The organism is Streptomyces sp. E-08 (assembly GCF_049913095.1).
GTDB lineage: Bacteria > Actinomycetota > Actinomycetes > Streptomycetales > Streptomycetaceae > Streptomyces.
The window spans coordinates 3,241,647-3,261,057 of the sequence record NZ_CP183971.1; the positions used below are offsets into that span (position 1 = coordinate 3,241,647).

The window sequence follows — 19,411 nt, forward strand, 5'->3', positions numbered from 1 at the left end:
ACAGCAGTACGGTGGAGGGCATGCGCCCCGACACGCCTGCCGCCCACACCACCGAAGCCGAGCGTCTGCTGCGCACCGCGGAGCAGTACCCCGGAGACCGGGAGCCCCTGTACCTCCAGGCCGCCGCCCACCGGGAACTGGCGGGCGACCGCCCGGGCGCGACCGCCCTCTACGACGCGCTCCTCGCCGGGGAACCGGCGGACCCGCACCTGATCAGGGCGCTGAAGGCGGCGAACCTGTGGGAGTACGGGCACGAGGCGGAGGCCCGGGCGATCATCGACGGCATCCGGCGGACGAAGCCGTCGGACGCGGCACCCTGGCAGATCACGGCGGAGACGCTGGAGGCGCACGACGAGCTGGAGGCGGCGGAGTCGACGCTGACGGAGGGAGCGACCCTCCTGGCCACGACCACGGACCTCCCCCACGCCACACAGTCCCTGCTCACGACCCGGCACCGGATCCGCCGGATGCTGGCCCTGGACCACGACGACTGGGACGACCTGGCGGACCGCCTGCACACCGGCACGGTCGGCCTCGACGAACTGCACGACCCGAAGCGCCTGTGGTCGCTCGGCTCCTCGGACCCGGCGGAACTCCAGGCGGAGATCACCCGCCTCCGCTCGGAACTGGGCACCTACCGCACGGCCCTCTCCCGCCCGTTCCCGGTGGCGGTCCTGCACTGGCTGGAACCGGAACTGGACGAACTCCTCGCGGCGTATCCGGAGCTGGAGGCGGAGTACCCCACGTACCGGGCCCACCTGACGGACATCGAGGCGTCCCTCCGCGAACTGTCGGCCGCCGGCACCCCGAACCTGGGCATCGTCCGAGCGACGGTCCCCTCGTACGAAGCCTTCGCCGCCTCGGAAGCCACCCCACCGTCGAACCCGGACCTCCTCCCCCAGTACGCCACAACCCTGGCAGCCAGGGCCCGAGCAACGCCCTGGCCCCCGGCGCGCGGGGCGGAGTGCTGGTGCGGCTCGGGGCGGACTTATGGGGAGTGCCACGCGACGCAGTGACAGCTCAGCCGTCACCAGTCTGGCGTATCACTGAGAGCGTGTCGGTGGCGCCTGATACCAATGGTGCGGTTGATCAGGGAGGGGAAATCGATGAGCGAGCTGTCGGACTCCAGAGGGCCGGTTTCGGGACTCTACGAGCAGTTGGTCACCCTTCGTCTCGAAGCACAGCTCAAGGAGCTCGCAGATCGTGGCGGCCAAGCGATCGACGACGTCGTCGGCCCCGAGTCCTCTCCTCGCGTCCTTGCGAAGCACGTATCCGACACCGTCCGTCGCATCCTGGAGCGGCTTCCTGCGTCAGAGCACGTACATGCGGCCAATCACATCCTCGAATCCATGGGCACGATCGAGGGCGCCCGTGAATGGGTCGAGCTCATTGCCGACGGTCCGCGCCAGCTCCTCGCGGTCGCGGAGCAGAAATCCGAGGGCGTGTATCGCATCCGCCCCGCGACTCCGTTGGCGGAGGCAGCCCTCCTCACCAATGCGCCGGAAGATCCCAGCCTGGGATTCGAACTGCGCGCAGAGCTGGCCACGGCCGACCGGGTAGATCTCCTGTGCGCCTTCGTGAAGTGGCACGGCTTGCGCGTCATCGAGCAGTCGCTCGAAGCAGCGCATGCGCGGGGTGTCCCGATCCGAGTCATCACGACGACGTACATCGGAGCGACCGAGCGTCAGGCCCTCGACCGTCTCGTTCAGCGCTTCGGCGCCGAGGTCAAGGTCAACTACGAGCTGCGCTCGACCCGCCTGCATGCCAAGGCCTGGCTGTTCCGACGCGACAGTGGATACGACACGGCCTACGTCGGCAGCTCCAACCTGTCGAAAGCAGCGCTCCTCGACGGACTGGAGTGGAACGTTCGGCTGTCCTCCGTGGCAACACCAGATGCCATCCGCAAGTTCGAAGCAACCTTCGACGCCTACTGGAGTGACCCCGCATTCGAGGCGTACGACCCCGACCGCGACGCCGCACGACTCAGCGAAGCACTCCGGATAGCCAGCCACGGCAAGGACCCTGCGACGGAACAGCGCATCACCCTGTCCGGTCTCGAGGTACGTCCATATCCGCACCAGCGGGACATGCTGGAACGTCTCCAGGTGGAACGCGAGGTCCACGACCAGCATCGGAATCTCCTGGTAGCAGCGACCGGCACGGGCAAGACCGTCATGGCTGCGCTGGACTACAAGCAATTGCGGCAGCAGCACGGCCGGGACCTGCGCCTGCTGTTCGTCGCCCACCGACAGGAGATTCTGCGTCAGTCACTGCGCACGTACCAGGACGTGCTCGTAGACGCCAACTTCGGAGAAGAGCTGCACAGCGGTCTCGAACCTGCGGGATGGCACCACGTCTTCGCCAGCGTGCAGTCGTTGAACGCGCAGAGGCTGGAACAGCTGTCCCCCGACCATTTCGACGTCATCGTCATCGATGAGTTCCATCACGGTGTCTCGTCGACCTACCGGCGGATCATCGACCACTTCCGTCCCATCGAGTTCCTGGGGCTCACCGCGACTCCGGAGCGCATGGACGGCCGCAACGTTCAGGACGAGTTCTTCGACGGTCGGATCGCGGCAGAGATGCGCCTATGGGAGGCGCTGGAGAACGAACTGCTGAGCCCCTTCCACTACTTCGGCATCTCCGACACCACCGACATGAGCGCCGTTGCATGGAAGCGCGGGGCTTACGACGCTGCAGCGCTCAGTGAGCTTTTCACGGGGAATGACGCGCGCGCACGTCTCGTCGTTCAGGCCGTACGGGACAAGGTGTCGAACCCGGGGGCGATGCGTGCGCTGGGGTTCTGCGTCTCCGTAGCCCACGCCACGTTCATGGCGGACTTCTTCCGGCGCGCCGGTCTCAAGGCCGAGGCCTTGTCCGGCGAAACTCCCCGGGAGCAGCGCAAGGACGCCTTGGCCGCCCTTCGCGCCGGCGAGCTCCAAGTGATCTTCTCGGTTGACCTGCTCAACGAGGGCTTGGACATCCCGGATGTCGACACCCTCCTGCTGCTGCGCCCGACCTCCAGCGCCACGGTCTTCCTCCAGCAGTTGGGCCGCGGGCTACGCCGCACGCAGACCAAGGCCGTCCTCACGGTGTTGGACTTCATCGGACAGCACCGCAAGGAGTTCCGCTTCGAGGAGCAGTTCCGTGCGCTGACCAACCTGACGCGCAACCGTCTCCTCGCCACCATCGAGCACGACTTCCCCCAGCTGCCCTCCGGCTGCCAGATCATCCTTGAGTCGAAGGCCAAGGAACTGATCATCGACAACATCCGTAGCCAGATCAGCGTCAACGTCACACAGCTGGCGCAGGAGGTCCGGCGGTACGGCGTGCTGGAACTCTCAACGTACCTACACGAGAGCGGACGGGAGTTGAAGGAGATCTATCGCGGCAACGGCAACTCTTGGACGGGTCTCCTCCGTCGATCCGGGTTGCTGTCGCAGGTGGCTCCAGAGGGCGAAGAGGCGCTCTTGAGGCGCATCTCCGCCTTCCACCATGCCGACGATCCGGAGCGGATCGCCGCGTACTCCGCGCTCCTTGAGGATGCCGCCCCTCGCTACTGCGAGCTGAGCGAGCGCGGGCAGGCCTTCGCCCGCATGCTCTACTTCTCGCTCTGGCCTCTCAGCGGTTTCAGCAGCTACGAGGAAGGGCTGGAGTCGCTGCGACCGCAGCACGCCTTCCGAAGCGAACTCCGTCAAGTGCTGGCCTATGCCCTGGGCCGGCTCGACCACGTGCCGATCAGACTGAAGGATGCACTCGCCGGTCTGCCCCTGACCGTCCACGCCTCCTACAGCCGCGAGGAAATCCTCCCAGCATTGGGTCAGTCCTTCGTGGACCGCGATGTTCCGGGCCACTTCCGCGAGGGCGTGAAGTGGTGCGACGCCATCAAGACCGACGCCCTGTTCATCACCCTGGAGAAGGACGAGAAGGACTTCTCCCCACAGACTCGGTATCACGACTACGCCCGGAGCGAGCTGCTCTTCCACTGGGAGTCCCAGAACCGGACGTCGGACACCTCGACGACGGGCCGCCGCTATCAGACCCACAAGGCGGCCGGCTCTCACGTCCTGCTCTTCGTCCGTCGGTACAAGAAGACCGACATCGGCGGCCCTCAGCCGTGGATGCTTCTGGGCCCGGCCGAGTACGTCGAGCACAAGGGCAGCAAACCGATGGGGATCGTCTGGCAGCTACGCCATGAAATCCCCGCCGACGTGTGGACGTACTCCACGATCGCGGCGGGCTGACACGGAACCGGGGACGAGGTGTCCTACCCCGTCACGCTCTCAACGACCTGGGTGATCTCCTTGACTACGCCCGAACCCGCCTCAATGGCCGTCTGCAGCTGCGCGGTGCCCGTGGCAAGGAGCGCGGATGCCGCAACGAACGCGACAAATCCGCGCCGCCACCTCCCGCCGGTCTGTAGATCCTGACCGGTGAGTCCTGTGGATGCTTGCGCGATCGATCCGATGACCGACGTGGCCTCACGAGAGATGCGAGCAGTCCCAAACAGGGCGGCGTTGTCGATCAGCCAGAGAAGATGCCTGATCTGCGCGGCGATCTCGTCTCGCAGCGCAGGTGCAAGTTCCTCATCCGGAGTCTGCGCCAGCAGTTCGAGCCAGGAGTCGCAACTCTCCCTCAGACCCTCCAGATTGGTTCCCGTGGGGGCCGAGCACGTGCCTCCCAGAACGCTCTGCAGCAGATCAGCCGCCGACGCCAGGTGATCAAGAGTCTCCTGCGTCACCAATACACGAGCCGGACGCCCCGGGTCTGCCCAGTTCAGATCGGGCTGCACAACAGCCGTCCACCATTGCGGAAAATAGCGAGAATAGCGATTCCGCTGAGCATCGGGCAACGCATGGACCTGTTGGATGGTTTCCGCTAGAAGGCCGGTTACCTCTGCATGCCGGCGGGCGAATTCCGACGACCCCCACTCAGCACCGAGTGAATCCGCCCACCCGCTCCGGAAGTTCTGAGCCCCCGACTCCCACACCCGCACGAGAATCTCGTGCAAGCCATGGGCACTCGTACCGGGAATCCGCGTCTCCATCCCCCACCCTCACAGCTTGGACAGCAAGAAGAAACGAAGCTATCAGACGCCCCACGGCCAGGTAGGCAGCTCACTCTCACGCGAGTCACCGAGGGAACAATCCCCTACAAACCGCACACCTCTTGACGTAGTTTGCACCACTCTCAATCGCGACAGCGGACCGCGAGATAGCCTCTGGCCAGACTTGGGAGGAACAGTATGGCCATCATCAAGAACGCCGCCCGCCAGACGCTCGGCCAGCTCATCGGGGCCAACAACCCGCCGGTCGTGGTGCCGGACGACAGTCAGCGTCAGTACGCGTGGGGGAAGCGCGAAGTGGACACGTACTGGGCCGATATCCAAAAGTTCATGCGGGCGCGCAAGACAGGAATCCAAGCCTCTTCGGAATACTTCATCGGCCCCATCGTCACCATCACAGACGACAAGATCACCACACGCTCTCTCCTTGACGGCCAGCAGCGCCTCACCACGTCAACCATCCTGATCGCCGCGATCAGAGACACCCTTGGAACGATGGCATCGACCGAAGGGAAAGTCATAGCCAACAACATTCAGCGCGACTACATAGCACGCCGCGACGGCCGACACTCGGACCCTCAATACTTCCTTACCCTTTCCCTGTTCGACCGAGATTTCTTCAAGGACTACATTCAGAGCTGGAACGAAGCCACGGGCAGGACGGCCGTAACGGAACAGCCCTCCCGGCCGTCGCATAAACTCATCCAAGACGCCTACACGTCATTCAAGAGCCACATTGCCCAGACCCTTGACCCCATCCATTCCGAGGAAGACCGTCTCGACTGGCTCGACGAACTTGCCGATTGTCTCGTCAAGGGCTTGGTGTTCGTCGAGGTCCAAACCCCCACCTCCAGCGACGCGAACGAAGTCTTTGAGACCATTAACTCCCGAGGCAAGGACCTGTCAACGGTCGACCTCGTCCGCAACTTCCTCATGGAAAAGAGTCGCAACGACGAGGAGAAGGAGCGGGTAAACAATGCTTGGCGTTCCCTTCTCGACGGATTCGAGCGACGCGAGGACATAGAGAAATTCCTGCGACACTTCTGGGTGGCCCGACACGGGGACGTCCGCTCGCACAGCCTGTACACCACGATCCGGAAAGACCTCACACAGCGCTTCGACACGGTGACTCCTCGATATGAGGTGCGCACCTTCGCAGCGGAACTGCAGAACGCCTCGGGCCGATACATCGAGCTCATCACCTCCGGCACGGGCGTCGAGCCGCTGGACAGCCTCCTGGACGAGGTGCGAAGCCTCAGCGCCGACGCTGCCTACCCGCTGCTTCTTGCCGTTTCGGAGAAGGTCCCGTACCTCCAGATGGTCAGAGTCACGCAAGCCCTGATCAGCTACTACGTCCGCTGGACGGTGGTCGGCCGGCGTGAGTCGACCCTGCTGGAAGAGAAACTGTTCGACCTGGCCAAGCAGATCAGCTCGGGACTCTCCACCGAGGAGGCATTCGAGCAGATCACCCACTGGACCCCTGACGACGCAACCTTCCAGTCCGACTTCGCGCAAGCTCCCATCCCGCGCAGCACGCAGGCGCGCTACCTGCTCACCGTCATCGAGCAGCACCTCCGGCGAAACGCGGATGTCGACGACGTGGTGGTGGCAGGCGCAACGGCCGTACACGTGGAACACATCTATCCGCAAAGCCCCGATCCCGAGTTCCGACTCGACGAACACTCGTCGTGGGTCAACCGGTTGGGCAATCAGACCCTGCTGCACGGCCGAAAGAACCGAATCGCGTCCAACAAGGCGTACCCGCAGAAGGTCGATGCTTACGACTCCTCATCCCTTCTGATCACACAGGAGACCGGGATCGAGCGCCTCTGGGACTTCGAGGGCGGCGGCTGGCGCGCCCGCGGAATCGAAGAACGTCAGGCGGACCTTGCCAAGATCGCGGTCGACGTATGGCCTGTGGGTGCGCGACATGAGGGGGCTCTCTGACAGAGCCCGCTGGAAGGCTCGTACGCTCGAAGCAGGACACCCGCGAACGGAAGGACCCCCGTCATGCCCCGCATCCCCTCCCCCGTCATAGCCGCCGCCGGGCTCGTCGGTGGGTATGCCGTTGCCCGGTGGACCAAGAAGCGGCCGCTCGGGGGTGCCGTGCTGGCCGTCGCCGGGGGTGTGGCCGCCAGGGAGTGGCAGCAGGCCGGGGGAGCCAAGGCCGCCGTGGGGCTGACCGCCGGGTACGTCGCCGCGTTCGCCGGGTCCCACCCGCTCGCCAAGAAGATCGGGGCCTGGCCCGCGGTGTTCTCCGTGGCCGGGGGCATGGCCGCCGCCTCCTGGGCCGTCACCCGCGGGAAGGGCTGAGCCGCCGCCTCCTGGGCCGTCACCCGCGGGAAGGGCTGAGCCGCCGCGGCCGGGGCTGAGCCGCACCCCCGGCCGTGACGCGGGGGAAGTAGCCTCAGCCCCCCAGCGCGTGGCTCACCGTGTAGATCAGGAGGCCCGCCAGGGCGCCGACCACCGTGCCGTTGATGCGGATGAACTGGAGGTCGCGGCCGATGTTCGCCTCGATCTTCCGGGAGGTCTGGTCGGCGTCCCAGCCGGCGACCGTGTCGGTGATCAGGGACGTGATCTCGTGGCGGTACGTGGTGACGACGTACGCCGCCGCGTCTTCCGCCCAGCCCTCCACCTTCGCCTGCAGGCGCTCGTCCGTCGCCAGGCGGGTGCCCAGCGAGATCAGTGAGGCGCGGGCGCGGAGGCGGAGCTGGCTGCGGTCGTCCTCGGCCGCCGCGATGATCAGGGACCGTACCGAGGACCAGGCCGAGGCGATGATGTCCTGGACCTCCGGGCGGGCCAGGAGGTCCGACTTCAGGCGTTCCACGCGGGCCCTGGTGTCCGTGTCGGCCTGGAGGTCGGCCGCGAAGTCGGTGAGGAACCGGTCGATCGCCCCGCGCGCCGGGTGCCCCGGCATGTCCCGCATCTCCGTGACGAAGCGGAGGAGTTCCTTGTAGACGCGTTCGCCGATGCGCCGGTCGACGAAGCGGGGCGTCCAGCCCGGCGCTCCGCCCTGCACCGCGTCCATCACGGACTCCCCGTGCGTCACCAGCCAGTCGTGCGCGCGCGTGCAGATCAGGTCGACCGCCCGGCGGTGCGCCCCGTCGGAGACCACCTTCTCCAGGGTCTTCCCCAGGCCCGGGGCGATCTCCGCCGACTCCGCGCGGCGGGTGATCGCCTCGCCCACGACCGCCTGCACGTCCGCGTCACGGAGGACCGTCAGGGCGCCGCGCAGGGCCGTCGACAGTTCCGCCGTGACCCGGTCCGCGTGGGCCGGGTCCGCCAGCCACCCGCCCAGGCGGCGGCCGATTCCCAGGGCCGCCAGCCTGCCCCGTACGACGTCCGCCGACAGGAAGTTCTCGCCCACGAACGTGCCCAGCGACGCCCCCAGCTGGTCCTTCTTCGTCGGGATGATCGCCGTGTGCGGGATGGGGAGGCCCAGCGGGCGCCGGAACAGTGCCGTCACTGCGAACCAGTCCGCGAGCGCGCCGACCATGCCCGCCTCCGCCGCCGCCGCGACGTATCCCGCCCACGCCCCCCAGCCCGCGTTCTTCGCCCACGTCGCCAGGGCGTAGATCACGGCCACCAGCAGCAGCAGCGCCGTCGCCAGGGTCTTCATGCGGCGGACGCCTCTGCTCTTCTCCTCGTCCGCAGCCGTGTACGAGAAACTCACCATGGACTCGACCTCCTACATCAGGGACTCCCGGCGCTCGTCCCGAGTTCCCCCGTACATCTTCGCGATCACCGCCTCGATGTCCGGCTCCCGCACCGACAGGTCGAGGAGGGGATACCTGGCGGCCACCGCCGCCACCAGCGGTGCCGCCGATTCCGTCGCCGGGAACGCCAGCCACTGGCGGGGGCCCTCCGCCCGTACGAAGCGGGCTCCCGGCACGTCCCTGATCGGGTCCACCTCCCGTTCCAGGTCCACCATCAGGAGCCGTTCGCTCTCGCCCACCGTGTGCAGGCCGGCGAGCTCCCCGTCGTACATCAGCCGCCCGTGGTCGATCACCATCACGCGGGAGCAGAGCTGTTCGATGTCCGTGAGGTCGTGGGTCGTCAGGAGGACGGTCGTGCCCCGGGTGGCGTTCAGGTCGCGGAGGAACTCCCTCACCTTCGCCTTCGACACCACGTCCAGGCCGATCGTCGGCTCGTCCAGGTACAGCACCTCCGGGTCGTGCAGCAGCGCCGCCGCGATGTCGCCGCGCATCCGCTGGCCGAGGGAGAGCTGCCGTACGGGGACGTCGAGGAGCTCGCCCAGGTCGAGGAGGTCCACGCAGCGGGCGAGGTTCTCCGCGTACCGGGCGTCGGGAATGCGGTACATGCGGTGCACCAGCCGGTACGAGTCCTTCAGCGGGAGATCCCACCAGAGCGTCGTGCGCTGGCCGAAGACCACCCCGATCCGCTGGGCCAGACGGGTCCGCTCCCGCGCCGGGTCGATGCCCGCGACCCGCAGCCGGCCGCCGCTGGGCGTCAGGATGCCGGTGAGCATCTTGATGGTGGTCGACTTCCCGGCGCCGTTCGGGCCGATGTAGCCGACCATCTCGCCGCGCTCCACGCCGAAGGTGATGCCGTCGACCGCCCGGACCTCCTTCTTCTCGCGGCGGATCAGGCCCGTCTTCCGGCGGACCGTGAAGGTCTTCTCCAGGGAGTCCAGTTCGATGAAGGGCATGCTCTGTCAGCTTCCTGTCGATGTCAGCTTCCTGTCGATCGGTACGAGCGGATCCCGGCCCGCCACGCGAGTCCCGCGACCCCGCAGCTCGCCGCCGCCACCAGCGGCGAGAGGAACGCCGCCCAGTCCGGCACCCCCGCCGGTGCCGGCCGGCCCAGGACGTACAGCGCGGGCAGCCAGCTCACGAACGCCAGCGGTACGACGTACACGACCCCCCGCACCAGCTCCTGCGCGAAGATCGTCGGCGGGTACTGGAGGAGGGTGTTCCCTCCGTACGTGAAGGAGTTCGTGACCTGCGCCGCGTCCTGCATCCAGAAGAGGGCCGACGCGCCCACCACCATCACCGCACCGAAGATCACCGCGCCGCACACCACCGCCATCGGCAGCAGCAGCACCTTCAGCGGCGTCCACTCCACGTCGAGCAGCAGCAGGCCCCAGACCAGGACGAGCAGGCCCTGCGCGACCCGGCCGAACCGCCGCAGCGCGAACTTGTCCCCCGCGACCTGCGCGAGCAGCGGCGCCGGACGCATCAGGAACGTGTCGAGCGAACCGTCCCTGATCCGCTGCCCCATCCGCTGGAGCGACCCCGTCGTCAGGTCGGCGATCCCGAAGGACGTGCCCGCCGTCCCGTACAGGAGGGCGACCTCCGCGAACGAGAAGCCGCCCAGCCCCCGCACCTGACCGAACATCAGGAGGATGGTGACGAAGTCGAAGAAGGTGACGCAGAAGCTGGTGAAGAGGGTCAGGGCGAAGGAGGAGCGGTACGTCATCGTGGAGCGGATCCACATGCCCGCCACCAGCCGGTACGTGCGCCAGGAATCGCCCGCCCACGCCCGGGCGGCCCATGGACCCGCCACCCGTGGCCCCGCCGCCTGTGACCCCGCCACCCGTGGCCCCGCCACCCGTGGCCTAGCCACCCTGCACCACCACCTTCCGCCTCGCCGCCGCCTGCGCCGCCCGGCCCGCCCCCAGGAGGACCAGCGCCCAGCAGCCCTGGAAGGCGTACGCCCCCGCCAGCTCCCAGCCCTCGTACCTCCCCAGGTACACGTCGGCCGGCACCTGGAGCAGCGACGCCCACGGAAGCGTCCGCGCGATCTCGCCCAACGCCCCCGGGAAGACGTTCAGCGGCAGCAGCATCCCCGAGAAGAACAGGCCGCCCAGCCAGGCCACCTGCACCACCCCCTGCCCGTCGAGCAGCCAGAACGCGCTCATCGCCACCAGGTACCAGATCGCGAAGCTGACGGTGGAGCCCAGCGCCACCGCCACCAGGAACGCGAGCCACGCGCCCGGTCCCGACGGCAGGGTGAAGTGGAAGACGAGCGCGCCGACCGCCATCGGGACGACCCCGCGGCCGAGGAGCTGGTACGCGGAACGGCCGGCATTGGCCGAGAACCACCAGGCCTGGAGGTCGGCGGGACGGTAGAGGTCGACGGCGATGTCACCGGTCCTGATCCGCTCGATCAGCTCGTCCTCGAAGCCGCCGCCCATCAGTCCGCAGACGGTGATCAGCGCCTGGCCGATCCACACGTACGCGAGGGCGTCGTCCATGGAGTAGCCGCCGAGCTGCGGCCGTTCGTCCCAGAGGGCGATGTACGTGGCGGAGAGGACGAACCCGAAGACGCTGTTGGTGAAGACGCCCGCGGCCGTGGCCACGCGGTACGTGGCGAAGCGCCGGAAACCGCCCGCGGCCACCGTCGCGTACAGCCGCAGCATGAAGGCCCCTTTCCGGCGGGGTGGACGGCGAAGCGCACGACCCTAGTGGCTGCGCCCGGCGCGCCGCGAGCGGTTTTCGCGCCACCTTCGGGTCGCTTGGGAGATTTCCGGGGAGTTTCGCCGCATTCCATGCAGTATGTGATGCCATGTCCCCTTCCTCCGGTACGAGCGGTACGAGCTCCGGCACGAGCGGTACGAGCGACGACGACCCCCACCCGAGCGGCTGGGAGCCACGGGACCCCACCCTTCCCGGACCACCCCGCCACCGTCCGCGAAGAGGCCTCCGCCGCGCCCTGCGGACCCTCCTCGGGCTCCTCCTCCTCGGCACACTGCTGCTCGCCGGCGCCTTCGCCGCCGGCTACCTCCTGGTGGAGATCCCGCCCGCCAACGCCGCCGCCGTCGCCCAGTCGAACGTCTACCTCTACCGGGACGGCACCCCCCTCGCCCGCGACGGCGAGGTCAACCGCGAGAACATCCGCCTCGGCCAGGTCCCGCTCCCCGTCCGGCGGGCCGTCCTCGCCGCCGAGGAACGCGACTTCCACACCTCGCGCGCCGTCGACCCCAAGGCCATGGTCCGCGCCGCCTGGAACACCGTCACCGGCAAGGGCCGCCAGTCCGGCTCCACCATCACCCAGCAGTACGTCAAGAACTACTACCTGGGCCAGGAACAGACCCTCAGCCGCAAGGCCAAGGAGTTCTTCATCGCGATCAAACTGGGCCGCGAGAAGAGCAAGGAGGAGATCCTCCAGGGCTACCTGAACACCAGCTACTTCGGCCGGAACGCCTACGGCATCCAGGCCGCCGCCCGCGCCTACTACGGCAAGGACGTCGAACACCTCGACACCGCCGAGGGCGCGTACCTCGCCTCCCTCCTCAAGGCCCCCAGCGCCTACGACGTCACCACCCACCCCGAGAACCGGGCCAAGGCCGTCGCCCGCTGGCACTACGTCCTCGACGGCATGGTCACCGAGGGCTGGCTCTCCCCCGCCGCCCGCGCCGCCGCCCACTTCCCCGTCCCCCAGACCGCGCACGCCGCGACCGCCCTCTCCGGCCAGCGCGGCTACCTCGTCCAGGCCGTCGAGGAGTACCTCACCGACCACGGCATCGTCGACGAGAAGACCCTCGCCGGCGGCGGCTTCCGCATCACCACCACCCTGGAACCCGCCAAGCAGGAGGCCCTCGTCCAGGCCGTCGAGGACCGGGTCGTCTCCCGGCTCGACCCGGCGAACGCCCCCACCGACCGGTACGTACGGGTCGGGGCCGCGGCCGTCGACCCGGCGAACGGCAAGGTCCTCGCCATGTACGGCGGCGTCGACTACACCCAGCAGTACGTCAACAACGCCACCCGCCGCGACTACCAGGTCGGCTCCACCTTCAAGCCCTTCGTCTTCACGGCCGCCGTCCAGAACGGCGCCCAGACCCAGCAGGGCCTGCCCATCACCCCGTACACCGTGTACGACGGCACCAACCGGCGCCCGGTGGAAGGGTGGGGCGGCAGCCCGTACGACCCCGCCAACGAGGACGACGCGAGCTACGGCGAGATCTCCGTCGGCGCCGCCACCGACCTGTCCGTGAACGCCGTGTACGCCCAGATGGCCGTCGACGTCGGCCCCGCCCACGTACGGCGCACCGCGATCGCCCTCGGCGTCCCCGGCGCCACCCCCGACCTCACCGCCTCCCCCTCCATCGCCCTCGGCGCCGCCACCGCCAGCGTCCTCGACATGGCCTCGGCGTACGCGACGCTCGCCGCGCACGGCCGGAACGGCACGTACTCGCTCGTCGAGGAGATCAGCCGGAACGGCCGGCAGGTGGAACTGCTCCCGGCCACCGCCCGCCGGCAGGCCGTGAGCCGCGAGGCCGCCGACACGACGACGTCGATCCTGAAGAGCGTCGTCGAGGCGGGCACCGGCACGGCCGCGCAGGCCGCCGGACGCCCCGCCGCCGGCAAGACGGGCACGGCGGAGGACGACAAGGCCGCCTGGTTCGCCGGCTACACCCCGGAACTCGCGACGGTCGTCGCGCTGATGGGCCAGGACCCCGAATCGGGATCGCAGGAATCCCTCTACGGCGCCCTCGGGCAGCCGCGCATCAACGGAGGCGGGGTGCCGGCCGAGATCTGGGGCCTGTTCACCCGGGAGGCACTGGCCGGGACACCGGCGCGGGACTTCGAGCTCCGGCTGATGCCGGGGGCCGAGGCACCGCCGGCGACGGCGGCACCGGCGGTGCCGGACGCGTCGTCCGAACCGGAGGGGACGGACGGGACGGGCGGGACGGGCGGGACGGGCGGGATGGAGGACTGGTACGAGACGGGGGAGGCCGGACCGGGCGCGGCGCCGCGCGGCAACGGACCCGGGCACGGGCCTGGTCCTGGACACGGACCCGGACCTGGACACGGACCTGCGCCCGGCCCCGGACCCGTTCCCGGCACTACACCCGGCCCCGTCCCAGCACCCGGCCAAGGCCCCGGCGTCGTGCGGGCCAGGGGTCAGTGACCGCTCGTCGCCTTGAGCCCCACCACGGCGACCAGCAGCAGACAGACGAAGAAGATACGGGCGGCGGTCGCCGGCTCACCGAGCACCACCATGCCGAGCACCGCCGCACCGGCCGCGCCGATGCCGACCCACACGCCGTAGGCCGTACCGATCGGCAGCGTCTTGGCCGCCTGCGACAGCAGCAGCATCGAGGCGACGATCCCGGCACCGGTGAACACGCTCGGCCAGAGCCGCGTGAAGCCCTCGGTGTACTTCATGCCGATGGACCAGCCGACCTCGAGAAGACCGGCGACGATCAGAAGAACCCAGGCCATGACGAGCACACCTCCGCGAGACGGAACTACAGGGGTGCGTCGTCTTGTCGTGAACCCGGTACGGCGCGTCTCGTCGGGGTGTCTCCAGGCTAGCAAAGAACGAGCAAAGGCCCCGGTGACTCCGGTCACCAGGGCCTCAGGACGTCCCGCCCTACAGGTACAGCCCGGTGGAGTCCGAGGTGCCCTGGAACCGGTCCGCGGCCACCGCGTGCAGGTCGCGCTCCCGCATCAGCACGTACGCGACACCCCGCACCTCGACCTCGGCACGGTCCTCGGGGTCGTACAGCACCCGGTCGCCGATCTCGACGGTACGGACGTTCTGGCCGACCGCGACCACCTCGGCCCAGGCGAGGCGGCGGCCCACGGCGGCCGTCGCGGGGATCAGGATGCCGCCGCCGGAGCGCCGCTCCCCCTCCGGGGAGTCGGTACGGACCAGGACCCGGTCGTGAAGCATCCGGATGGGCAGCTTGTCGTGCGTGTTCTCGCTCACGGAGTGAACCTACCTGCCAGGGAGGGCCGCAGAGCGATCACGCCTTGTTCCGCCGGGAGGAGGTGACGATCAGCCCGACGACGGCGAGCGCCACGACCGCCGCCGGGACGACGCGCTCCAGACGGGGGGCGCCGTCCTCGTGGGTGAAGCGGGCCTTCACGTCCGAGAAGACCCGGTTGACGGCGACGAAGGCGCGCCCGGCCGTCTGGTCGACCGTCGAGGCGACCTTGGCCTTGGCGTCCCCGATGATCGTCTTCGGATGCATCCGAATGCCGATCTCGTCGAGAGTGACGGCGAGCTGCTCGCGCCGGCGGACGATGTCCGCCTCGATCTGCGCAGGGGTCCTGGCCTCCGACACCGCGCTGCCTCCGTAGTCGTAATCGGTCGTTGACTGCCAGTCTGTCAGCTCCGCCGCGATCAGGTCGCCCCAGACCCCCATGAGACCCCATTAGGCTCTGAAATGCGTACGCGAACATTCCGAGGAGAGCCAGCCATGAGCGAGCGACTGCAGCCCGGCGACACCGCCCCCGCCTTCACCCTTCCCGACGCGGACGGCAACGAGGTCTCCCTCGCGGACCACAAGGGCCGCAAGGTCATCGTCTACTTCTACCCGGCGGCGCTGACCCCCGGCTGCACGAAGCAGGCGTGCGACTTCACGGACAACCTGGACGTCCTCGCGGAGGCGGGCTACGACGTCATCGGCGTGTCCCCCGACAAGCCGGAGAAGCTGGCGAAGTTCCGCGAGAAGGAGCACCTGAGGGTCACGCTGGTCGGCGACCCGTCGAAGGAGACCCTGGAGGCGTACGGCGCCTTCGGCGAGAAGAAGCTGTACGGCAAGGTGGTGACGGGCGTGATCCGCTCGACGGTGGTGGTCGACGAGCAGGGCAAGGTGGAACACGCCTTCTACAACGTCAAGGCCACCGGCCACGTCGCCAAGATCATGCGGGACCTCGCCGTCGAGGGCTGAGACCCGCGGCCGGCGTGACGGACGTCCCTTTCCCGGGCCGATCCCGTTTGTGATCGGCATGACCGTACAGAAGGTCCTCTGGAGTTCACCCCTTCAGAGAGGACGTACGGTCATGCCGGCCACAGACCACGGCCCCGCCGCCGACCCCGAGGCCCTGAGACGCCATCCGCGCCTGTTCAGGGCCGTCACCCGGCGCCGGCGGCCCAGGCTGCGGCGGACCGACATCACGGTCACCGGCGAGACGTCGGTCAGGCGGGCGGTGCGGGCGGCCTCCCTGGGCAATGCCATGGAGTGGTTCGACTTCGGCATCTACGCCTACCTCGCCGTCACCCTCGGCCATGTCTTCTTCCCGTCGGGCAACGACACGGTCCAGCTGCTCTCGTCGTTCGCGACCTTCGCCGTCGCCTTCCTGGTCCGCCCCCTCGGCGGCATGGTGTTCGGCCCGATGGGTGACCGGCTGGGCCGCAAGAAGGTCCTCGCGCTGACCATGATCCTGATGGCCGCCGGCACCTTCGCGATCGGCCTGATCCCCTCGTACTCCTCGATCGGGTTCTGGGCGCCGGTGCTCCTCGTGTTCTTCCGGATGCTCCAGGGGTTCTCGACCGGCGGCGAGTACGGCGGTGCCTCGACGTTCATCGCCGAGTACGCGCCCGACCGGCGCCGCGGCTACTTCGGGAGCTTCCTGGAGTTCGGCACCCTGGCGGGCTACGTCGCCGCGGCGGGCCTCGTCACGGCGCTCACCGCGTGGCTCGGCCCCGGCACGATGGAGGCCTGGGGCTGGCGCGTGCCGTTCCTGGTGGCGGGCCCCCTGGGTCTGATCGGCCTCCACCTGCGGCTCCGGCTCGACGAGACGCCCGCCTTCCAGAAGCTGGAGAGCGAGTCGGCGGCCCCGGCGGCGGCCCCGGCGGAGACCTCGGCCAAGGGCGACCTGGCGAAGATCTTCCGGCAGCAGTGGCCCGCGCTGATCCTGTGCGTGGCGCTGGTCGGCGCGTACAACATCGCCGACTACATGCTGCTGTCCTACATGCCGACGTACCTCTCCGACGAGCTCGGCTACGGCGAGACCCACGGCCTGCTGATCCTGCTGCTCGTGATGGTCGCGCTCATGCTGGTCGTCTCCCGGGTCGGCCGGCTCAGCGACCGCGTCGGCCGCAAGCCCGTCCTGATGGCCGGCATGCTCGGCTTCCTCCTCCTCTCCCTGCCCGCGTTCCTCCTGATAGGCCGGGGCGGCGTGCCGGCGATCACCGCGGGCATGATGATGCTCGGCCTCTCGCTGGTCTGCCTGCTCGGCACCATGTCGGCGGCCCTCCCGGCGCTGTTCCCGACCGAGGTCCGGTACGGCTCCCTGGCCGTGGGCTACAACCTGTCCGCGTCCCTGTTCGGCGGGACGACCCCGCTCGTCATCACGGCCCTGATCGGCGCGACCGGCAGCAGCCTGATGCCGGCGTACTACGCGATGGGCGCGGCGCTCGTCGGCGTGATCGCGGTGGCCTGCATGAAGGAGACGGCCCGCCGCCCCCTGGACGGCTCGCCCCCGTCGGTGGCCACCCCGGAGGAGGCGACGGAACTGGTCCTGGCCCAGACACCGGAACCGAGGTTCTGACGGCAGGTCGGCGTACCCGAGCCGACCGGCGCGAGAATCTCCGGCCGCCGTGTCCCGACTGTCATGCCGTCACCCGTACCTGACGCCTCGGCGGCTCCCGCTACGATGGCAGGCAGTTGGGCGGCGGTGGTGCAATGGTTGACACAGCAGACTTAGGATCTGTGGCCCTTGATCGGGCTTGAGGGTTCGAATCCCTTCCGCCGCACCAGAAACGGCCTGCGTATCGAAGGATCGATGCGCAGGCCGTTCGCATGCGGTCGTCAGCCCAGCAGCTCCCGCACCACCGGCACCAGTGCCCTGAACGCCTTGCCCCTGTGGCTGATCGCGTTCTTCTCCGACGGGGTCAGTTCCGCGCACGTCACCTCCCGGTCCTTCGGCTGGAGGATCGGGTCGTAGCCGAAGCCGTTCGTGCCTGCCGGGGTGTGGCGGAGGATGCCTTCCATGCGGCCTTCGACCACGCGCTCCGTGCCGTCCGGGAGGGCGAGCGCCGCCGCGCAGGCGAAGTGGGCCGCGCGGTGCTCGTCCGCGATGTCCGACAGCTGGGCCAGCAGGAGGTTCAGGTTCGCGCGGTCGTCGCCGTGCGTGCCGGCCCAGCGGGCGGAGAAGATGCCGGGGGCGCCGTTCAGGACGTCGACGCAGAGGCCCGAGTCGTCGGCGACGGCCGGGAGGCCGGTGGCCTGCGCCAGGGCGTGGGCCTTCAGGAGGGCGTTCTCGGCGAAGGTGACTCCCGTTTCCTTGACGTCGGGCACGTCGGGGTACGCGTCCGCGCCGACGAGTTCGAGGTCGAGGCCCGCGTCGGCGAGAATCGCGTGGAGTTCGGTGATCTTGCCCGCGTTGCGGGTGGCGAGGATCAGGCGCTGTCGGGTCATGCCAGGGATTATCCCGGGGTGCAGACCTTGGCCACTTCGCCGGCCGCGTCCGTGATCGGCGTGATGTCCGGGGTGGTGTCGCCGTTCTTGACCGCCGTGCGGACGGAGTCCACGCCCTTCGTCAGGTCGTCGACGGCCTTCGAGAGGTCCGCGTTGTCCGTCGTGTCCTTGAGGTTGCCGAGTTCGGTGGAGATCTGGTCCAGGGACTCCTCGATCTGCGTCACGTCGTTGGAGGCGTTCGAGACGGCCTGCTGGAGGTTCTGCACGGACGTGGCTATCGCGTCTGCGGTCTTGACGCAGTCCATGGCGGTGTCGAGGGCTCCACAGCCGCTCAGGACGGTGGTGAGCGCGGCGGCCGTGGCCACGGCGAGTGCGAGACGGCGCTTCAAGGCGGGTCCTCCCCCAGATACGTACATGACATGCGGACGGGCGGGCGCACGGATCGTATCCGGGTGCCCGCCCGTCAGGACGCGGGGTGGGGTCAGAGGGTTCCTTCGAGCGCCTTGCGCTGGATCTCGGCCAGTTCGGCGCAGCCGCCGGAGGCGAGGTCGAGGAGGGCGTTGAGCTCCTTGCGGTCGAAGGGCTCGGCCTCGGCGGTGCCCTGGACCTCGACGAAGCGGCCGTCGCCGGTGCAGACGACGTTCATGTCGGTGTCGGCGCGGACGTCCTCCTCGTAGCAGAGGTCGAGGAGGGGGATGCCGTCGACGATGCCGACGGAGACGGCGGCGACGGTGCCGGTGAGCGGCTTGCGGCCGGCCTTCACCAGCTTCTTGCCCTGGGCCCAGGTGATCGCGTCGGCGAGTGCGACGTAGGCGCCGGTGATGGCGGCGGTGCGGGTCCCGCCGTCGGCCTGGAGGACGTCGCAGTCGAGGACGACGGTGTTCTCGCCGAGGGCCTTGTAGTCGATGACGGCGCGCAGGGAGCGGCCGATGAGGCGGGAGATCTCGTGGGTGCGGCCGCCGATCTTGCCGCGGACGGATTCGCGGTCGCCGCGGGTGTTGGTGGCGCGGGGGAGCATGGAGTACTCACCCGTGACCCAGCCCTCGCCGCTGCCCTTGCGCCAGCGCGGGACGCCTTCGGTGACGGAGGCGGTGCAGAAGACCTTGGTGTCGCCGAAGGAGATGAGGACGGAGCCCTCGGCGTGCTTGCTCCAGCCGCGTTCGATGGTGACGGGGCGGAGCTGTTCGGGGGTACGGCCGTCGATGCGAGACATGGGACGAGCCTAGCCG

General features: G+C 68.9%; 17 protein-coding genes, 1 tRNA gene, 1 pseudogene and 1 riboswitch. Of the genes and pseudogenes, 8 read left to right on the plus strand and 11 right to left on the minus strand.

Annotation, left to right across the window (positions count from 1 at the left end; translation table 11 throughout):
- Positions 1-20: 20 nt before the first annotated feature.
- Complete coding sequence (locus tag ACN9MM_RS14750) at positions 21-1,016, plus strand: SEC-C metal-binding domain-containing protein (protein ID WP_426364048.1); 996 nt, start codon at positions 21-23, stop codon at positions 1,014-1,016.
- A gap of 90 nt (positions 1,017-1,106) precedes the next feature.
- A complete protein-coding gene (locus ACN9MM_RS14755; RefSeq protein ID WP_426364049.1) occupies positions 1,107-4,244 on the plus strand; it encodes a DUF3427 domain-containing protein in 3,138 nt (1,045 codons plus the stop codon).
- Positions 4,245-4,267: 23 nt separating this feature from the next.
- Here ACN9MM_RS14755 and ACN9MM_RS14760 read toward each other — a convergent pair whose 3' ends face one another.
- Positions 4,268-5,047, minus strand: a complete 780-nt coding sequence (locus tag ACN9MM_RS14760; RefSeq protein WP_426364050.1) for a hypothetical protein — start codon at positions 5,045-5,047, stop codon at positions 4,268-4,270.
- A gap of 198 nt (positions 5,048-5,245) precedes the next feature.
- Between ACN9MM_RS14760 and ACN9MM_RS14765 the strand changes: the two genes are divergently transcribed.
- Together ACN9MM_RS14765 and ACN9MM_RS14770 are read left to right on the plus strand one after the other, a co-directional pair.
- Complete coding sequence (locus ACN9MM_RS14765) at positions 5,246-7,012, plus strand: DUF262 domain-containing protein (protein WP_426364051.1); 1,767 nt, start codon at positions 5,246-5,248, stop codon at positions 7,010-7,012.
- 63 nt (positions 7,013-7,075) lie between these two features.
- Positions 7,076-7,378, plus strand: a complete 303-nt coding sequence (locus ACN9MM_RS14770; protein WP_426364052.1) for a hypothetical protein — start codon at positions 7,076-7,078, stop codon at positions 7,376-7,378.
- A 94-nt stretch (positions 7,379-7,472) separates the two neighbouring features.
- On the opposite strand, the pseudogene ACN9MM_RS14775 reads toward ACN9MM_RS14770, so the two are convergent.
- From ACN9MM_RS14775 to ACN9MM_RS14790, 4 genes and pseudogenes are all read right to left on the minus strand, one after another.
- Positions 7,473-8,741: pseudogene (locus ACN9MM_RS14775) on the minus strand (DUF445 domain-containing protein); the annotation flags it as partial.
- Between the two features lie 12 nt (positions 8,742-8,753).
- Complete coding sequence (locus ACN9MM_RS14780; RefSeq protein ID WP_426364053.1) at positions 8,754-9,734, minus strand: ABC transporter ATP-binding protein; 981 nt, start codon at positions 9,732-9,734, stop codon at positions 8,754-8,756.
- A gap of 23 nt (positions 9,735-9,757) precedes the next feature.
- On the minus strand, positions 9,758-10,522 hold the full coding sequence (locus tag ACN9MM_RS14785) for an ABC transporter permease (protein WP_426368745.1): 765 nt from the start codon (positions 10,520-10,522) through the stop codon (positions 9,758-9,760).
- Between the two features lie 121 nt (positions 10,523-10,643).
- A complete protein-coding gene (locus ACN9MM_RS14790) occupies positions 10,644-11,444 on the minus strand; it encodes an ABC transporter permease (protein ID WP_426368746.1) in 801 nt (266 codons plus the stop codon).
- 149 nt (positions 11,445-11,593) lie between these two features.
- On the opposite strand from ACN9MM_RS14790, the gene ACN9MM_RS14795 reads away from it, so the two are divergent.
- Positions 11,594-13,939 carry a transglycosylase domain-containing protein gene (locus ACN9MM_RS14795; protein WP_426364054.1) on the plus strand — a complete coding sequence of 782 codons (2,346 nt, stop codon included), beginning with the start codon at positions 11,594-11,596 and terminating at the stop codon, positions 13,937-13,939.
- On the opposite strand, the gene ACN9MM_RS14800 is transcribed toward ACN9MM_RS14795, so the two are convergent.
- The 3 genes from ACN9MM_RS14800 to ACN9MM_RS14810 all read right to left on the minus strand — a co-directional run bounded on the left by ACN9MM_RS14800 (position 13,933) and on the right by ACN9MM_RS14810 (position 15,101).
- Positions 13,933-14,253 carry a DMT family transporter gene (locus ACN9MM_RS14800; protein ID WP_043228159.1) on the minus strand — a complete coding sequence of 107 codons (321 nt, stop codon included), beginning with the start codon at positions 14,251-14,253 and terminating at the stop codon, positions 13,933-13,935. The genes ACN9MM_RS14795 and ACN9MM_RS14800 overlap by 7 nt on opposite strands.
- 33 nt (positions 14,254-14,286) lie before the next feature.
- Positions 14,287-14,348: riboswitch (guanidine-III (ykkC-III) riboswitch) on the minus strand.
- 56 nt (positions 14,349-14,404) lie between these two features.
- Complete coding sequence (locus ACN9MM_RS14805; RefSeq protein WP_030554720.1) at positions 14,405-14,743, minus strand: GroES family chaperonin; 339 nt, start codon at positions 14,741-14,743, stop codon at positions 14,405-14,407.
- A gap of 37 nt (positions 14,744-14,780) precedes the next feature.
- A complete protein-coding gene (locus ACN9MM_RS14810) occupies positions 14,781-15,101 on the minus strand; it encodes a DUF3618 domain-containing protein (protein WP_426368747.1) in 321 nt (106 codons plus the stop codon).
- 135 nt (positions 15,102-15,236) lie between these two features.
- On the opposite strand from ACN9MM_RS14810, the gene bcp reads away from it, so the two are divergent.
- The 3 genes from bcp to ACN9MM_RS14825 all read left to right on the plus strand — a co-directional run bounded on the left by bcp (position 15,237) and on the right by ACN9MM_RS14825 (position 17,521).
- On the plus strand, positions 15,237-15,710 hold the full coding sequence (bcp, locus tag ACN9MM_RS14815) for a thioredoxin-dependent thiol peroxidase (RefSeq protein ID WP_426364055.1): 474 nt from the start codon (positions 15,237-15,239) through the stop codon (positions 15,708-15,710).
- A gap of 112 nt (positions 15,711-15,822) precedes the next feature.
- Positions 15,823-17,313 carry an MFS transporter gene (locus ACN9MM_RS14820; protein ID WP_426364056.1) on the plus strand — a complete coding sequence of 497 codons (1,491 nt, stop codon included), beginning with the start codon at positions 15,823-15,825 and terminating at the stop codon, positions 17,311-17,313.
- Positions 17,314-17,433: 120 nt separating this feature from the next.
- A tRNA-Leu gene (locus tag ACN9MM_RS14825) sits at positions 17,434-17,521 on the plus strand.
- A gap of 52 nt (positions 17,522-17,573) precedes the next feature.
- On the opposite strand, the gene rdgB is transcribed toward ACN9MM_RS14825, so the two are convergent.
- From rdgB to rph, 3 genes are all read right to left on the minus strand, one after another.
- Entirely contained in the window at positions 17,574-18,182 is a 609-nt protein-coding gene (gene rdgB, locus ACN9MM_RS14830; RefSeq protein ID WP_426364057.1) for an RdgB/HAM1 family non-canonical purine NTP pyrophosphatase, read from the minus strand.
- 8 nt (positions 18,183-18,190) lie between these two features.
- Complete coding sequence (locus tag ACN9MM_RS14835; RefSeq protein ID WP_426364058.1) at positions 18,191-18,598, minus strand: hypothetical protein; 408 nt, start codon at positions 18,596-18,598, stop codon at positions 18,191-18,193.
- 65 nt (positions 18,599-18,663) lie between these two features.
- Positions 18,664-19,395 carry a ribonuclease PH gene (rph, locus tag ACN9MM_RS14840; RefSeq protein ID WP_426364059.1) on the minus strand — a complete coding sequence of 244 codons (732 nt, stop codon included), beginning with the start codon at positions 19,393-19,395 and terminating at the stop codon, positions 18,664-18,666.
- Positions 19,396-19,411: the final 16 nt, after the last annotated feature.

What these genes read in the sequence shown, in the direction of transcription:
- ACN9MM_RS14765 (WP_426364051.1), top strand. Translation starts at nt 5,246, where the DNA reads ATGGCCATCATCAAGAACGCCGCCCGCCAGACGCTCGGCCAGCTCATC.
- ACN9MM_RS14760 (WP_426364050.1), bottom strand. Translation starts at nt 5,047, where the DNA reads ATGGAGACGCGGATTCCCGGTACGAGTGCCCATGGCTTGCACGAGATT.
- bcp (WP_426364055.1), top strand. Translation starts at nt 15,237, where the DNA reads ATGAGCGAGCGACTGCAGCCCGGCGACACCGCCCCCGCCTTCACCCTT.
- ACN9MM_RS14750 (WP_426364048.1), top strand. Translation starts at nt 21, where the DNA reads ATGCGCCCCGACACGCCTGCCGCCCACACCACCGAAGCCGAGCGTCTG.
- ACN9MM_RS14785 (WP_426368745.1), bottom strand. Translation starts at nt 10,522, where the DNA reads ATGTGGATCCGCTCCACGATGACGTACCGCTCCTCCTTCGCCCTGACC.
- rph (WP_426364059.1), bottom strand. Translation starts at nt 19,395, where the DNA reads ATGTCTCGCATCGACGGCCGTACCCCCGAACAGCTCCGCCCCGTCACC.
- ACN9MM_RS14755 (WP_426364049.1), top strand. Translation starts at nt 1,107, where the DNA reads ATGAGCGAGCTGTCGGACTCCAGAGGGCCGGTTTCGGGACTCTACGAG.
- ACN9MM_RS14835 (WP_426364058.1), bottom strand. Translation starts at nt 18,598, where the DNA reads ATGTACGTATCTGGGGGAGGACCCGCCTTGAAGCGCCGTCTCGCACTC.
- rdgB (WP_426364057.1), bottom strand. Translation starts at nt 18,182, where the DNA reads ATGACCCGACAGCGCCTGATCCTCGCCACCCGCAACGCGGGCAAGATC.
- ACN9MM_RS14800 (WP_043228159.1), bottom strand. Translation starts at nt 14,253, where the DNA reads ATGGCCTGGGTTCTTCTGATCGTCGCCGGTCTTCTCGAGGTCGGCTGG.
- ACN9MM_RS14780 (WP_426364053.1), bottom strand. Translation starts at nt 9,734, where the DNA reads ATGCCCTTCATCGAACTGGACTCCCTGGAGAAGACCTTCACGGTCCGC.
- ACN9MM_RS14795 (WP_426364054.1), top strand. Translation starts at nt 11,594, where the DNA reads ATGTCCCCTTCCTCCGGTACGAGCGGTACGAGCTCCGGCACGAGCGGT.
- ACN9MM_RS14770 (WP_426364052.1), top strand. Translation starts at nt 7,076, where the DNA reads ATGCCCCGCATCCCCTCCCCCGTCATAGCCGCCGCCGGGCTCGTCGGT.
- ACN9MM_RS14820 (WP_426364056.1), top strand. Translation starts at nt 15,823, where the DNA reads ATGCCGGCCACAGACCACGGCCCCGCCGCCGACCCCGAGGCCCTGAGA.